Consider the following 13,550-nt stretch of genomic DNA (forward strand, 5'->3'; position numbering starts at 1 on the left):
GAAGGGCGGGCTTGAGCTGGCGAAGATATGTGTGCGGCACCCTCGCGGGCGGGCTTGTGATTAAGCTGCGCTGCGCGTTTCGGAGATAACCTCAACGATCCCATTGACGATGGACTCGACCAGTTGCGGGTCGTCGCCCTCGGCCATGACGCGGATCAGCGGTTCCGTGCCGGAGGGCCGAATAACCAGCCGCCCGGCCTTGCCGAGGCGGTGGCGGGCGTCTTCGATGGCCGCCTTGACTGGCGCTTCCTCGAGCGGCTTGCCGCCGGAAATATGGACGTTCTTCAGGAGCTGTGGCACCGGTTCGAACTTCTTCGACAGTTCGCTGACCGGCCGCCCCTGCCGCTTGATGCAGGCCAGCACCTGCAGCGCCGAAACGAGGCCATCGCCGGTGGTCGAGAAGTCCGACAGCACGATATGGCCGGATTGTTCGCCGCCGACATTCAGCCCATGCGCGCGCATATGCTCGACGACATAACGGTCGCCGACCTTGGTGCGGTGCAATTGCAGCTTCATGTCGCCGAGGAAGCGCTCGAGGCCGAGATTGGACATGACCGTCGAAACGACGCCGCCGCCGGCGAGCCGCCCGCTCTGGTGCCAGGATTCGGCGATCAGCGCCATGATCTGGTCGCCATCGACGATCGCACCGTTCTCATCGACAATGACGACGCGATCGGCATCGCCATCGAGCGCGATACCGATGTCGGCGCGCACTTCGTGCACCTTCTTCTGCAGACCGGCGGGATGGGTCGAGCCGCATTCCTTGTTGATGTTGAAGCCGTTGGGCTCGACATTGATGGCGACGACTTCGGCGCCCAGTTCCCACAGCGCCTCGGGCGCCACCTTGTAGGCCGCGCCATTGGCGCAATCGACGACGATCCTCAAGCCCGAGAGTGACATCGAGCGCGGCAAGGTGCGCTTGGCGAATTCGATGTAGCGGTCATGCACGCCGTCGACGCGCTTGGCGCGGCCAAGCCCGTCGGAATCGGCGAGCGCCAGTTCGATATCCTTGTCGAGCATGCTCTCGATGCGCTCCTCGATCTCGTCGGAGAGCTTGTAGCCGTCGGGTCCGAACAGCTTGATGCCGTTGTCGTAATAGGGATTGTGCGAAGCCGAGATCATGACGCCGATATCGGCGCGCAGCGAACGCACCAGCATGGCGACCGCCGGAGTCGGGATCGGGCCGAGCAGGAACACGTCCATGCCGGCGGCACAAAGACCGGCGACCATGGCATTCTCGATCATATAGCCGGAAAGCCTGGTGTCCTTGCCGAGCACGACACGATGACGGTGGCTGCCGCGCTGGAAGGAGAGGCCGGCGGCCATGCCGACCCGCATCGCGATTTCCGCGGTCATCGGAAACTTGTTGGCGCGCCCGCGAATGCCGTCCGTGCCGAAATAATTCCCTGCCATGCTAGCCCAATTCCTTAACGTTCTTCCCCAGCACGTCATGCCACAATTGGCCGGGGCGCCTTGATCACATTGTGTGATTATATGTTACCAATCCTTAGAAAATCCTTGTTGTGCACTGCACACAACATGACTGCAACCTGGCATGCTGAGACTGCCATGCTGAATATACCAGTCATGCGAGACTTTCAGCGCGGATGCACCTGGAAAATCTTGCTTTGAAGCCGGCAACGAACAACGATTTCATCACCTTATCGGCAAAGCCCCAGCTTTCGCCGATATATACGCTACTTAGCATCTGGCGCAACCGGCCGTTGAGCGTTATTGATTCGTCGGGACGTATCATGGGCTGCCGCAACGGAGAAACGCTATGCTCATCCACCGACTTGCTACTTTGACCGGCCTCGCCGTCGCGACCTTGTTTCTGGCCGCGCCAGCCAACGCACTGACGATGGCCGAGTGCAGCACGAAATACAACGCCGCCAAGGATGCGGGGACACTCGCCGGGGCGACCTGGAACCAGTTCCGCAAGGCCCAGTGCGGCACCGACGCAGCGGCCAAGACCGACACCAAGGCAACCGACACCAAGGCAGCCGACACAAAGGCAGCCGACACAAAGGCAGCCGACACAAAGGCAACCGCCGACACCAAGAAGGCTGCCGAGACGAAGCCGGCCAAGGCGGCCGCTACGGCCGACGACAGCACGGCCAAGGGTCTGACGGCGAAGGAATGCAGCGCCAAGTACCAGGCGGCAAAGGCCGCCGGCACCCTGAACGGCATGAAGTGGAACGACTTCCGCAAGTCCGAATGCGCCGCCGGTGCATCCGCCGCTGCCGCCAAGCCGGCAACCACCAAGGCTGCCGCGGCTCCCGCCGACAGTGGCGGCAAGGGTCTGAGCATGGCCGAATGCAGCACCAAGTATCAGGCTGCCAAGACAGCCGACACGCTGAAAGGCATGAAGTGGAACGACTTCCGCAAGACCGAGTGCGGCGCCAGCGCGTCGGATGACGACACCGTACCAGCCGCCGACGAGGCGAGCTACACCAAGGAGCCGGCGAAACCGACCACGGTTGCACCCAAGGGCGTCACGTTCCCGTCAGCGATCTCGCCGAAATATTCCAGCGAGACCCCTGGCAAGGGCCGCATGCATACTTGCCTCGACCAGTACTATGCCCTCAAGGACGCCAATGCGCTTGGTGGCCTCAAGTGGATCCAGAAGGGCGGCGGCTTCTACAGCCTGTGCAACGCCAAGCTGAAGAGCTGAACGACAACAACATCTGACAAGAAAAAGCCCGCGAGCCCAAGGTTCGCGGGCTTTTTTCTTGTCAAATGCCGGGCGGGCCATTCGCGCTCGATGGCGCCGCCCATTGCCCTGCCGGGCATTCGTCGTTCGAAAAGCCAAGCAATTGGCTTTTCGTCCGCTTCGCGGACCACTCCCTCAACTCCCCGTATAGTGGCGGGGAGAAAGTAGCTGACCGCAACGCCGGCGCCATCCTGGCAACGCAGGTGATTGGCGAAATCGCCGGGAGGCGGCGCACTTCTCTCCGTCACTACACAGTCACTATACGGGGAGAAGATGCCGGCAGGCAGATGAGGGGCAGCGCCGGCTTCAACAATTGGCCCACCTTTAAGCTAGGCAGACGAGCGGCACAGCCTCCAAGCAAAAAAACGCCGCGGACCATGCCGCGGCGTTTCTAAAATCAATTTCTTGTCGAACTCAGCTCGATGGCTGCGGTTCCATGCCGCCTTCCGGCTCCGGTCCCTTCTTGCGCCGGCCGCCGGACTTCGGCACGGCCGAGCCCCGGCTTGGCGGCGTGTCGTCGCCGAGGTCGCGCGCGGGCTTGTGGCCGGCGATCAACTGCTTGATCTCCTCGCCGGACAGCGTCTCGTATTCCAGCAGGCCTTGCGCCAACGCGATCCATTCCTTCTTCTTCTTGGTCAGGATGGACTTCGCCGTCGAATAGGCCTCGTCGATCAGGCGGCGCACTTCGGCGTCGATGATCTGCGCGGTCTCTTCCGAGACGTTCTGCGTGCGCGCCACTGAATGGCCGAGGAACACTTCCTCCTGGTTGTCGCCGTAAGCGACATGGCCAAGCTTGTCGGAAAAACCCCAGCGCGTGACCATGGCGCGGGCCAGCTTGGTCGCCTGCTCGATGTCCGAGGAGGCGCCCGAGGTGATGTTTTCCTTACCGAACTTGAACTCCTCGGCGACACGGCCACCCATCATGATGGCGAGACGCGAGATCATGTATTTGTAGCTCATCGAATAGCGGTCGCCTTCCGGCAACTGCATGACCATGCCGAGCGCCCGGCCACGCGGGATGATGGTGGCCTTGTGCAGCGGGTCGGCCGACGGCACGTTGAGCGCGAGAATGGCATGACCGGCCTCATGGTAGGCGGTGAGCTCCTTCTCGGCCTGCGTCATGGCCGACGAACGACGCTCGGCGCCCATCATGATCTTGTCCTTGGCGTCCTCGAATTCGGCCATGGTGACGAGGCGCTTGTTGCGGCGTGCCGCCATCAGCGCGGACTCGTTGACGAGATTCATCAGGTCGGCACCGGAGAAGCCGGGCGTACCGCGCGCGATCACCTTGAGGTCGACATTGGGTGCCAGCGGCACGTTGCGCACATGCACCTTGAGGATCTTCTCGCGGCCGACGATGTCGGGGTTCGGCACCACGACCTGGCGGTCGAAGCGGCCTGGCCTGAGCAGTGCCGGATCGAGCACGTCGGGACGGTTGGTGGCGGCGATCAGGATGATGCTTTCGTTTGATTCGAAGCCATCCATTTCGACCAGCAGCTGGTTCAGCGTCTGCTCGCGTTCGTCATTGCCGCCGCCGAGGCCAGCGCCGCGATGGCGGCCGACGGCGTCGATTTCGTCGATGAAGATTATGCAGGGCGCATTCTTCTTGGCCTGGTCGAACATGTCGCGGACGCGGCTTGCACCGACGCCGACGAACATCTCGACGAAGTCCGAACCGGAAATTGTGAAGAACGGCACATTGGCTTCGCCGGCGACCGAACGGGCGAGCAGCGTCTTGCCGGTTCCCGGAGGACCGACAAGCAGCACACCGCGCGGAATCTTGCCGCCGAGCCGCTGGAACTTCTGCGGATCGCGCAGGAACTCGACGATCTCTTCCAGATCTTGCTTGGCTTCGTCGACGCCGGCGACATCCTGGAAGGTGACGCGGCCATGCGCTTCGGTGAGCAGCTTGGCCTTCGACTTGCCGAAGCCCATGGCGCGCCCGGAGCCGGACTGCATCTGGCGCATGAAGAATATCCAGACGCCGAGGATGAGGATCATCGGCAGCCATGAGATCAGATAGCCGAACAGCGAATTGGAGCCGTCACTCTCAGGCCGCGCATTGATGGTGACGTTCTTGTCCTGCAGCCGCGAGACCAGCGACGGATCGCCGGGCGAATAGGTCTGGAAGCCGCTGGCATTGTCGGTGTAGGTGCCGGTGATGCGGGCTCCGGCGATGGTCACCGTCTTGACCCGGCCCGCCGCGACGTCCTGCAGGAACTGCGAATACGGCACATCGCTGGAGGCCCCTCGCGTCTGCGGCGTCTGGAACAGATTGAACAGGGCGATGAGCAGGACCGCTATGATCGCCCAGAGCGCGAGGTTGCGATAGTTCGGATTCATCAATTGTCCCGTTGGCGTCCGCGGGGCGGACACGCGTCATGAGAGGAAACTTGCGCCTAACATAGGGAGAGCACCTCCCCTTGCCAAGCATAACAGCACGTCGGGGTTAAGCTTTCGCCCACCATCAACCGGCACTGTGGCCGCGGAAAGGCAAGGGCGGGACCGGGGCAGCGCCAATCAGCCTGGCGACGGCCCGCGCCGGCGCCAGGTCGAAGGACGGCAGAAAGCGGGCGAAGGGCGCAACGACCGGCCGCGCTTCAACCGTCGCGGACACGGTTCCATGCCCGGGCAATCCAAGGCATTCACCGGATCGCCACAATGCCGGCTCGGCGGCGAGTGCGGCGCGCATCAGGCTCGGCGGGATTTTTCCGTCGCCCATTGCCAGCCGCTTCGCCGCCGCCGTACCGAACGGGGCAATCAACAATGCGCCGCTGCTGTCGTTCAATGTGATGTGCCGGCGACCATCCCACAGGGTGCTGTCGGCGGCAGCTGCTGCGGGCAAGCCGCGCGCCTCGCGCCGCAGGAAGATGCCGGCGCGCCGGAAATCGACAACCGTCCGCGACAATGTGGCGCAAAGAAATCCGGCCTTGAGCCGGCCGAACAGCGCCTCGCCGCGGGCCTGATCCGGCAGGAAGGGGATCCCGCCGGTGGTGGCCAGCAGGATGCGCAACGCATAGACGGCTGCCCGATCGTCACCGGTGCTCAAAAAACCCGGATCGAGACGAACGAGCCCCGCCCCAGGCTGAGCCGCGAAACGGCGAATCAAGTCCGCGGCTGCGAGGCCAAGCTGCCGGCGCGCCTTGCCCTCGTGCGCGGCCAGCGCCAGCGCATCATCGATGCGCCGCACGCCGTCCCGGCCGGCGAGCATAGCGCGCATGCGCGGCCGCTCGAAAGCCTCGTCGACATTGGTCGGGTCGTCGGCCCAGTCGACATTTCGACGCCGCAGGACGTCGCGCAGTGTCGAGCGCCGCTCACCGAGGAGCGGCCGCACGATCCAGCTGCGCCAATCATACAAGGTAGCCGGCGCCATGCCGGCAAGTCCACGGCCCGCCATACCGGCAAACTCTCGGCCATCATCCCGTGCTTGCCGCATCAGCACCGTTTCCGCCTGGTCGTCGGCGGTATGGCCGGTCAGGATCAGGCCGATGCCTTCCGCTTGTGCTGCCTCGGCCAGCAGCCGGTAGCGCACTTCGCGCGCCGCTGCAGGCAGGCCGGTCGGCGGCTTGAGGCCCGACCACGTCATGATGCGGTGTGAAATTCCGTATGTCGCGCACAGCTTCGCCACCGCTTGCGCTTCCGCTGCCGAACCGGCTCGCAACCCGTGGTCGATCGTCACCGCCAGCAGCTTGGTTGCCGGCGCCGTGCGGTCGAGATGGTATTTTAGAAGAAGGAGCAGGGCGGTCGAGTCGCTGCCGCCGGACACGGCCGCAACAGCGCCGCTGGTAAAATCGATGTGCGAAAAAATTCTGGTCGAAAATTCAGGCTCGATGTCGAGCATCAATGCGTGTCGCCCAAAAGTGGCCCCGGGACAACGACATGCATCAGAAAGATCAGCACGCAGCCAGGGCCTTCTCCTGCTTGACGCGTTCCTTGAGCGCACTGGAAATATCAGGGTAGCGCTTGCCGACCTCGCTGAAGGTGGCGCAGGCAACGTCGTGCTGCTTGAGGCCGACCAGCGACACGCCGAGCTTCAGCAACATGTCGGGAGCCTTCTTGGCCTTGGGGTAGTCCTTGCTGGCGGCAAGGAAAGTCTCCGCGGCGTCGCGGTATTTCTGCTGGCCGAGCAGCGACTCGCCCAGCCAGTAATGCGCGTCCGCCGTCTTCGCATCCCTGGGGAAGCGGGCGATGTGGTCGCGAAAACCCTGTTCGGCAGTGCCGTAATCACCCGAGAGGATGAACTGATAGGAGTTGCGGTAGAGCTCCTCCGGATCGTTGGTGGCGGGCAACGCGGCGATCACCGTATCGGATTTGCCGGCCTTGGGAGGCGCGCCGGTGGCAGGCGCGGTTTCCTGCGCCGGCGTGGTCGACTGGGTGTTGCCGCCGGCATCGACGACATTGCCGTTCTTGTCGACGGTGATGGTTCCGAAGGTCTTTTCAGGCGCTCCCGTACCGGGAATCATCTTGCCGGGGTCGCCATCGGGCGATTCGACGATGACGTCCTCGACCGTCTTGCCGCCTGCTGACTGGTTGTTGCCGGGCGCGGCGCCGGCATCGGCCGGCGCCTGTGTTGCCGGGGCCGCTGCCACGTTGGTGTCGGTGCCGGTGGTGGCGTCTGATTTCTTCTGTGCCGGCGGCTGTGCTCCTTGCGTGCCGCCTTCAAGCTGCTGGAAGCGGAATTCGTTGTCTTCCTGCTGCTTGCGAATCTGCTCCTGCATCTGCAGGACCTGGAAATTGAGTTCCTCGATCTTGCCGTTCATCTGCCGCAACTGCTCTTCCAGGCTGGTGACGGCGGCAGGATCGGACTGCACCATCTGGACCTGATCCTGTTTTTTCTTTTGACCGAAAATGCTGGGCAATTCGATGCTGGGCAGATGGAAGGAAAAGCCGCTGTCGGTTGATTGCCCTGTGCCGCTAGCCCCCAAGCCGCTAGCCAGGGCGGTGACGCCTGATAGGAGCAGCAGCGCAAGCGTGCCGCTCAGAACCGATCTCAAATGCATGTGCCTCTCGCCGTGATTTCGTTAGCTTGTTCGCGCCTTCCAATCAGAATGGGACCAGCCAAGCGCCCTCGGCTCATAGCAGGAGCCGAGACTTCGGCCAAATTTTGTTTCGGGCATCCGGATATGAAAAAGGCGGCCCGGAGGCCGCCTTTCGCATAGGTATGTTGCATTTTTACCGCTGTACGCCGCGCATTTCTTGAGGCGCGACCGGCCGCGCGACGCCTCAGGAACCGGCGCCGCTGAGCGTGGTGACCGCACGGCGGTTCTGCGACCAGCAGGAGATGTCGTCGCACACCGCGACCGGACGTTCCTTGCCGTATGAGATGGTCTTGAGACGGCTGGCAGAAACACCCTTGGCCACGAGGAAGTCGCGGGTGGCGGCGGCGCGGCGGGCGCCGAGCGCCAGATTGTATTCACGCGTGCCGCGCTCGTCGGCATGGCCTTCGATGACGATGGCATACTGCTTGTACTGGTTCAGCCACTGTGCCTGACGAGCCAGCGTCGTCTGCGCATCGGCACGGATCGAGGTCGAATCCGTATCGAAGAAGATACGGTCGCCGATGTTGACGGTGAAGTCCTGCGCAGATCCGGGCGTTGCCGCGCCGGCGCCGTTGAGGCCAAGATCGGCCGCGTTGTTCGGCGTCTTCTTCGAGGCGCAACCGGCGATGGCGAGCATCGCCACCAGCGCGATCATGACCGGGTTTCTGGTAAGTGCTGCGATACGGCCCATGCCGCCTCTCCTTCGTATTTCGAGTGATCGTATTCGAGTGATTTCGTTGATCACCCAGTAACCACGTTTGGGTTAACCGGCATTCAAGAAACACGGTTAAATTTTGGTATAAGCTGCCCGTCCGCAGCTGTTTGGCCATGAGCCACAGTTGGCGCGGACCCTAGGCGGAAATGCGGCAAAAACGCGACGAGGTGATGGAAAAAGGGGAATTGAAGAGCTGAGGAATTGAAGAAATGAGGAACCCGATGGGACAATTCACTTCAGCTTTTCTCTCAGATTGATCAGCATGCCGTGGACATGCGCATATGCTTGCAGCCACTCGTCGCACTGCGCTCGGCTGATGTATTCCAGATCGAACGCGTAGGATATCCATGTCTCCACGTCGCTGCATGACCCCATCGCCATCGAAATGAAACGTGCGAATTCGGGTTTGGAGTGCGTCTGTTTGGCGAACCCTTCAGCCAGATTGGCGCAGATTCCCTTGCTGGAACGGCGCAACTGGTCAGCCAGTGCGTATTGCTCCATCTTCGGGAAAGCAAGCGTGGCCCTGTGCACCTCAAGAGAAATTGCATAAGCGCGTTTATATACCTCTAAATCCCTCGCGCGCTTGATATAACTTCCCGGTTTCTCCATCTCTTCAATTCTTCATTTCTCCAATTCGTCCCTTACTCCAGCAGCGGCGACCAGGCCGGGTCCGAAGCGAAATTCGCCGTCGGGATCGACTGCTCGTTACGCCCGGTAAGATCGACCGAAATCAGCTTTGGCCCACCGGCGGAGTCGCGGAAGAACATCAGCACGCGGCCGTTCGGCGCCCAGGTCGGCCCCTCCTGCTGGAAGCCTGAGGACAGGATGCGCTCGCCCGAGCCGTCGGTTTTCATGACGCCGATCTGGAATTCGCCGCCAGTCTGCTTGGTGAAGGCGATCAGGTCGCCGCGCGGTGACCACACCGGCGTCGAGTAGACACCGTCGCCGAAGGAGATGCGGGTCTGGCCCGAGCCGTCGGCGCCCATCACGTAGATCTGCGCACGGCCGCCGCGGTCGGAGGTGAACACCACCTTGCTGCCGTCGGGCGAATAGGACGGCGAGGTGTCGATGGCGGTCGAATTGGTCAGCCGCGTCGTTGAACGGCTGCGCAGATCCATGGCGAAGATGTTGGAATTGCCGTCGTCGCGCAGCAGGCTCATGATCACCTTCTGGCCGTCTGGCGAAAAGCGCGGCGCAAAGGTCATCCCGGGGAAATTTCCGACCAGTTCACGCTGGCCGGTCTCGATCTGCAGCAGGTAGACCCGCGGCTGACCGCTCTCATAGGACATGTAGGTGATTTCCTGCCGGTTCGGCGAGAAACGCGGCGTCAGCACGATCGACTTGCCATCCGAGAGATAGCGGATGTTGGCGCCGTCCTGGTCCATGATGGCGAGGCGCTTCTTGCGCGCGTTCTTGGCGCCGGATTCGTCGATGAAGACAACGCGGGTGTCGAAATAGCCTTTTTCGCCGGTCAGCCGCTCATAGATGGCGTCGGCGATGATGTGGGCGACACGCCGCTGATTGGCGTCGTTGGCGAAGAACTGCTCGCCGGACATCTGCTGGCCGGCAAACGTATCCCACAACCGGTACTGGGCGCGGATACGGCCGTCGGCTTCCTTGCTGACGCTGCCGGTGACCAAGGCCTGCGCGTTGATGACCTTCCAGTCGTCGAAGCGCGGCGCTGCATCCGGGTTGGTGATCTTCTCGATAAAGGCGCTCTTGTCGATTGGCGCGAACAGCCCCGAGCGCTTCAGGTCGGCGGTGACGATCTGCGAAATCTGCGCGCCAAGCGCGTCGCCGCCCTGGAAATCGGTGATGGCGATCGGCAGCGGCTCCACATTGCCCTTGTTGACGTTGAGCTCGACGAGCGCCAGCGCCGGCAACGTGCCGACAGCGGTCATGCCCATCGCCATTGCTGCGACCATCAGGAGCGGCTTGAGGATTGATTTCATGTCTTCTCGCTTCTCGTACTGATTTTCGGATACGCGGGCCCTAGAGGCCCAGCATCTCCCTTGGATCGAAGGTGACGCGGACGTCGGCCCAGATATCCTGCTTGCCCGCGGGAACCTGCAGGCCGGTGACATCGCATTTTTGCACCGCGCGAACGGCACTTTCGTCGAACTGACGGTTTCCGCTTGACTTTTCGACCGCCGGTCGCCCGTCCAGCTTGCCGGAGGCATCCAGGTTGAACCGCACCACGACGACGAAGTTCTCGGAACCTTCAAGGCCCGCGGGAAGGGTCCAGCAGCCGCCGAGCTGGCTTTCCAGGGCGCCCATTTCCGACCTGGAAAGCTTCTGGCCCTGATCCTTGTCGCCGCCGAGCGACGCCTGCTGGGTCGAGCGCTTGGCGCCGCCGCCCGAGGGCTTCTGCTTGTCGAGAAGAGCGGAAATCTCGTCGGCGTTGAATTGCTTGTCGTCGGACTTCGGCTTCGACGAGGCTTCCTTGACCGGCTTGTCGGCATCCTTGCGGTCCGGCGCCTTGGCGCTTTCGGCCTGTGCCGGCTGCGGCTTCGGCCGGGCTTCCGGCGCGGGTGCCGAGTCCGGCAGTTGTGTCGCTTCGGTGGGCGGCTCCTGCGCTATGGCTTCGGCGACGGCGTCAGGCTTGACCTCGGGCGTCGGATCTATTGCCGCGGTCTTGTCCTGCGGCGGCGGGGTCGGCGCCGGCTTGGCCGGTGTCGGCTTGGGGTCGACCTGCTTGACCGGCTCGGGCTTGACCTCTTCCTTGGGCGTCGGTGCCGGCGCCACTTCCGTTGCCGGCGTGGGCTTGGGCTTTTCCTGAGGCTTCGGCACGTCCTCGGGCTTCGGCTTTTCGATCGGTGTCGGCGCGGGCGGCGGAGCCGATGTCATGTCGACGGGCTTGGGCTTGGCTTCCGGCGTTATCGGCTTGTCGGTATCGACGCTGTTCTCGCCGACCTTCTGCGCATCCGGCACGATGTCCGGACGCTGCGTCGGCACAGGTGCAGGCTTTTCATGCATCACGGCCTTCTTGTCGCCCTGCAATGTCTGCGCGATGGCTTCCATCGGCACGATATCGACCGCTACCGACTCGACGTCGGAGGACGGAAGCGCGGCCGGCGCCGTCAGCGTGAACAGGCCGAAGGTCAGCGCCGCCGCATGCAAGATCACCGATGTGGTGAGGCCGGTCTTCATCTTCTTGTCTACTGATCCTGTTCCTGCAACGAAACGAGGCCGATATTCTTGTAACCGGCGGCCGAAATGCGGGCCATCACCTTCATCGCCGTGCCATAGTCGGTGGACTTGTCGCCACGGATGAAGATGCGCTCTTCATAACCGGTCTTCGAGATCGCCTGCAGCTTGGCCACCAGTTCCTCGATCGGGATCTCGGTTTCCTGCAGGTAGATCTGGCCGGTGGCGTTGATCGAGACGGTGATCGGCTGCGTGTCGGCATTCATCGCCTTGGCCTGCGTATCCGGCAGGTCGATCGGCACGCCGACCGTCAGCATCGGTGCGGCGACCATGAAGATGATCAGCAGCACAAGCATCACGTCGACCATCGGCGTGACGTTGATCTCCGACATTAGTGCATGGTGACGGCCGCGCCGCCTGTGGCCGCGCCCGCCGCGCCCTCCCATGCCCATGGACATACCCATCTGCTACTCCTCAGGCCTTGGGGGCCACTTTTTCATCGATTTGGCGCGAGAGTATGGCGGAGAACTCGTCGGAGAACCCTTCCATGCGCACCGCTATCTTGCTCGCGTCGGACGACAGCTTGTTGTAGGCGATGACGGCGGGGATGGCGGCGAGCAGGCCGATGGCCGTCGCCAGCAGCGCTTCGGCAATGCCGGGCGCAACCACCGCGAGACTGGTGTTCTTGGAACCGGCAATCGCCTGGAACGAGGTCATGATGCCGATGACGGTGCCGAACAGGCCGATGAAGGGTGCCGCCGAGCCGGTGGTGGCGAGGAAGCCGAGGCGGCCCTCCAGCTTTTCCATTTCGCGGGTCAGCGCTAGGTCCATCGCCTTGTCGATGCGGGTCTGCAGCCCGAGCGGCGACTTGGCGCCCTTCTCGAAGCTCTTCTTCCACTCGCGCATCGCGGCCACGAAAATGGCGCCCATGCCGGTGGTCTTGCGGTCGGCGAGCGTCCGGTAAAGCTCCTCCAGCGACTGCCCCGACCAGAACACCTGCTCGAACCGGTTGAGCGACATTCGCATGCGGGCATAGGAGACCAGCTTGTCGACGATGATCGCCCAGGTCCAGACCGAAGCGCAGAGCAAGCCGATCATGACCAGCTTGACCACCCAGCTGGCCTGACTGAACAGCGCCCAAACCGACAATTGCGCGCCCGGATCGGCGAGTGCGATATTTTCCATCGTTACGTCCTTAAGATTTTTCCGGGCGAAGCTGGCGGCTGGCCCCTGGCATCCCTTGTGGTCGGTCGCACGAAGCTACCGGAACAACCCCAAACTGTGCCGTTAGCGGCCTTTTCGGGGCAAATGTTGGTGAAAGGAAGGCGCACGATCACGCCAATCTTCACCAATCTCTTCATGAACCGTTATGGTTAAGGATGGGTTAGTATATAAGGCGCGGCGCATTGCCACGCCCAGTGGCAAGGCGCAAGCCATCCCTATTGATCACAATGGGGCTAGTCAGCAGCGGCCTTGGGCATGAACGCCGCCACCCATTCCCTCGGAAAGCGCCTTGGGCGGCCATTCTCGCCGATGATCGCCGCCTCGACCTTGGCCTCGACCAGCACCTCGTCGCCGCGCTTGAGCTTTTGCGCCATGAAGATGCGCGCGCCGGAAATATCCTCGGTGCTTGTATCGACCGTCAGGATGTCGTCGATGCGGGCGGGACCGCGAAAATCGATCTCCATGCGCCGCACCACCCAAACAATTTTTTCGCCATGCTTGCCTTCGGCAAGTTCGGTGTGATGCACGCCAGTGAGTCTCAGATAGTCGGAGCGGCCGCGTTCGAAGAATTCGAGATAACGCGCATGATAGACGACACCCGAGAAATCGGTGTCGGCGTAGTAGACCCGCGCCATCAGCCGGTGGCCGAACGCCGTCAGCGCGCCGGAAAGCCCGGCCAGCAGCGTCGCCGATTCACCATGATCGCCCATTG

Annotated in this window: 12 protein-coding genes; 1 reads left to right on the forward strand and 11 read right to left on the reverse strand. The window is 62.7% G+C overall.

Translation table 11 applies throughout. The annotated features are described in order from the left end of the window. Positions 1-60 precede the first annotated feature (60 nt). A complete protein-coding gene (gene glmM, locus NKG99_RS05035; RefSeq protein WP_352864855.1) occupies positions 61-1,413 on the reverse strand; it encodes a phosphoglucosamine mutase in 1,353 nt (450 codons plus the stop codon). Positions 1,414-1,780: 367 nt separating this feature from the next. Between glmM and NKG99_RS05040 the strand changes: the two genes are divergently transcribed. Further along, complete coding sequence (locus NKG99_RS05040; protein ID WP_352864857.1) at positions 1,781-2,674, forward strand: hypothetical protein; 894 nt, start codon at positions 1,781-1,783, stop codon at positions 2,672-2,674. Positions 2,675-3,127: 453 nt separating this feature from the next. Here the strand turns inward: NKG99_RS05040 and ftsH are convergent, their stop codons facing one another. From ftsH to ybgC, 10 genes are all read right to left on the reverse strand, one after another. Further along, the gene (ftsH, locus tag NKG99_RS05045) at positions 3,128-5,056 is read right to left on the reverse strand and encodes an ATP-dependent zinc metalloprotease FtsH (protein ID WP_352864859.1); all 1,929 of its coding nucleotides are present in this window, start codon (positions 5,054-5,056) and stop codon (positions 3,128-3,130) included. A 124-nt stretch (positions 5,057-5,180) separates the two neighbouring features. After that, positions 5,181-6,554: a tRNA lysidine(34) synthetase TilS gene (tilS, locus tag NKG99_RS05050; protein WP_352864862.1), complete on the reverse strand. Its 1,374-nt coding sequence runs from the start codon at positions 6,552-6,554 to the stop codon at positions 5,181-5,183. Positions 6,555-6,606: 52 nt separating this feature from the next. Further along, a complete protein-coding gene (gene ybgF / locus NKG99_RS05055; RefSeq protein WP_352864864.1) occupies positions 6,607-7,713 on the reverse strand; it encodes a tol-pal system protein YbgF in 1,107 nt (368 codons plus the stop codon). A gap of 223 nt (positions 7,714-7,936) precedes the next feature. Then, a complete protein-coding gene (gene pal / locus NKG99_RS05060) occupies positions 7,937-8,443 on the reverse strand; it encodes a peptidoglycan-associated lipoprotein Pal (protein ID WP_056586484.1) in 507 nt (168 codons plus the stop codon). A 255-nt stretch (positions 8,444-8,698) separates the two neighbouring features. Next, positions 8,699-9,076: a four helix bundle protein gene (locus tag NKG99_RS05065; RefSeq protein WP_352864867.1), complete on the reverse strand. Its 378-nt coding sequence runs from the start codon at positions 9,074-9,076 to the stop codon at positions 8,699-8,701. A 32-nt stretch (positions 9,077-9,108) separates the two neighbouring features. After that, a complete protein-coding gene (tolB, locus tag NKG99_RS05070) occupies positions 9,109-10,419 on the reverse strand; it encodes a Tol-Pal system beta propeller repeat protein TolB (protein WP_352864870.1) in 1,311 nt (436 codons plus the stop codon). Between the two features lie 40 nt (positions 10,420-10,459). Further along, on the reverse strand, positions 10,460-11,617 hold the full coding sequence (tolA, locus tag NKG99_RS05075) for a cell envelope integrity protein TolA (protein ID WP_352864872.1): 1,158 nt from the start codon (positions 11,615-11,617) through the stop codon (positions 10,460-10,462). Between the two features lie 8 nt (positions 11,618-11,625). Beyond that, complete coding sequence (gene tolR / locus NKG99_RS05080) at positions 11,626-12,078, reverse strand: protein TolR (protein WP_352864875.1); 453 nt, start codon at positions 12,076-12,078, stop codon at positions 11,626-11,628. Positions 12,079-12,088: 10 nt separating this feature from the next. Further along, positions 12,089-12,799, reverse strand: a complete 711-nt coding sequence (gene tolQ / locus NKG99_RS05085; RefSeq protein WP_352864877.1) for a protein TolQ — start codon at positions 12,797-12,799, stop codon at positions 12,089-12,091. Positions 12,800-13,071: 272 nt separating this feature from the next. Continuing rightward, positions 13,072-13,548, reverse strand: a complete 477-nt coding sequence (ybgC, locus tag NKG99_RS05090) for a tol-pal system-associated acyl-CoA thioesterase (protein ID WP_352864879.1) — start codon at positions 13,546-13,548, stop codon at positions 13,072-13,074. Positions 13,549-13,550: the final 2 nt, after the last annotated feature.

The organism is Mesorhizobium sp. M1409 (assembly GCF_040317535.1).
Taxonomy (GTDB): domain Bacteria; phylum Pseudomonadota; class Alphaproteobacteria; order Rhizobiales; family Rhizobiaceae; genus Mesorhizobium.

Bases quoted from the DNA above. Each gene is read 5' to 3' on its own strand.
- glmM (WP_352864855.1), bottom strand. From the start codon at position 1,413: ATGGCAGGGAATTATTTCGGCACGGACGGCATTCGCGGGCGCGCCAAC.
- NKG99_RS05040 (WP_352864857.1), top strand. From the start codon at position 1,781: ATGCTCATCCACCGACTTGCTACTTTGACCGGCCTCGCCGTCGCGACC.
- ftsH (WP_352864859.1), bottom strand. From the start codon at position 5,056: ATGAATCCGAACTATCGCAACCTCGCGCTCTGGGCGATCATAGCGGTC.
- tilS (WP_352864862.1), bottom strand. From the start codon at position 6,554: ATGCTCGACATCGAGCCTGAATTTTCGACCAGAATTTTTTCGCACATC.
- ybgF (WP_352864864.1), bottom strand. From the start codon at position 7,713: ATGCATTTGAGATCGGTTCTGAGCGGCACGCTTGCGCTGCTGCTCCTA.
- pal (WP_056586484.1), bottom strand. From the start codon at position 8,443: ATGGGCCGTATCGCAGCACTTACCAGAAACCCGGTCATGATCGCGCTG.
- NKG99_RS05065 (WP_352864867.1), bottom strand. From the start codon at position 9,076: ATGGAGAAACCGGGAAGTTATATCAAGCGCGCGAGGGATTTAGAGGTA.
- tolB (WP_352864870.1), bottom strand. From the start codon at position 10,419: ATGAAATCAATCCTCAAGCCGCTCCTGATGGTCGCAGCAATGGCGATG.
- tolA (WP_352864872.1), bottom strand. From the start codon at position 11,617: ATGAAGACCGGCCTCACCACATCGGTGATCTTGCATGCGGCGGCGCTG.
- tolR (WP_352864875.1), bottom strand. From the start codon at position 12,078: ATGGGTATGTCCATGGGCATGGGAGGGCGCGGCGGGCGCGGCCACAGG.
- tolQ (WP_352864877.1), bottom strand. From the start codon at position 12,799: ATGGAAAATATCGCACTCGCCGATCCGGGCGCGCAATTGTCGGTTTGG.
- ybgC (WP_352864879.1), bottom strand. From the start codon at position 13,548: ATGGGCGATCATGGTGAATCGGCGACGCTGCTGGCCGGGCTTTCCGGC.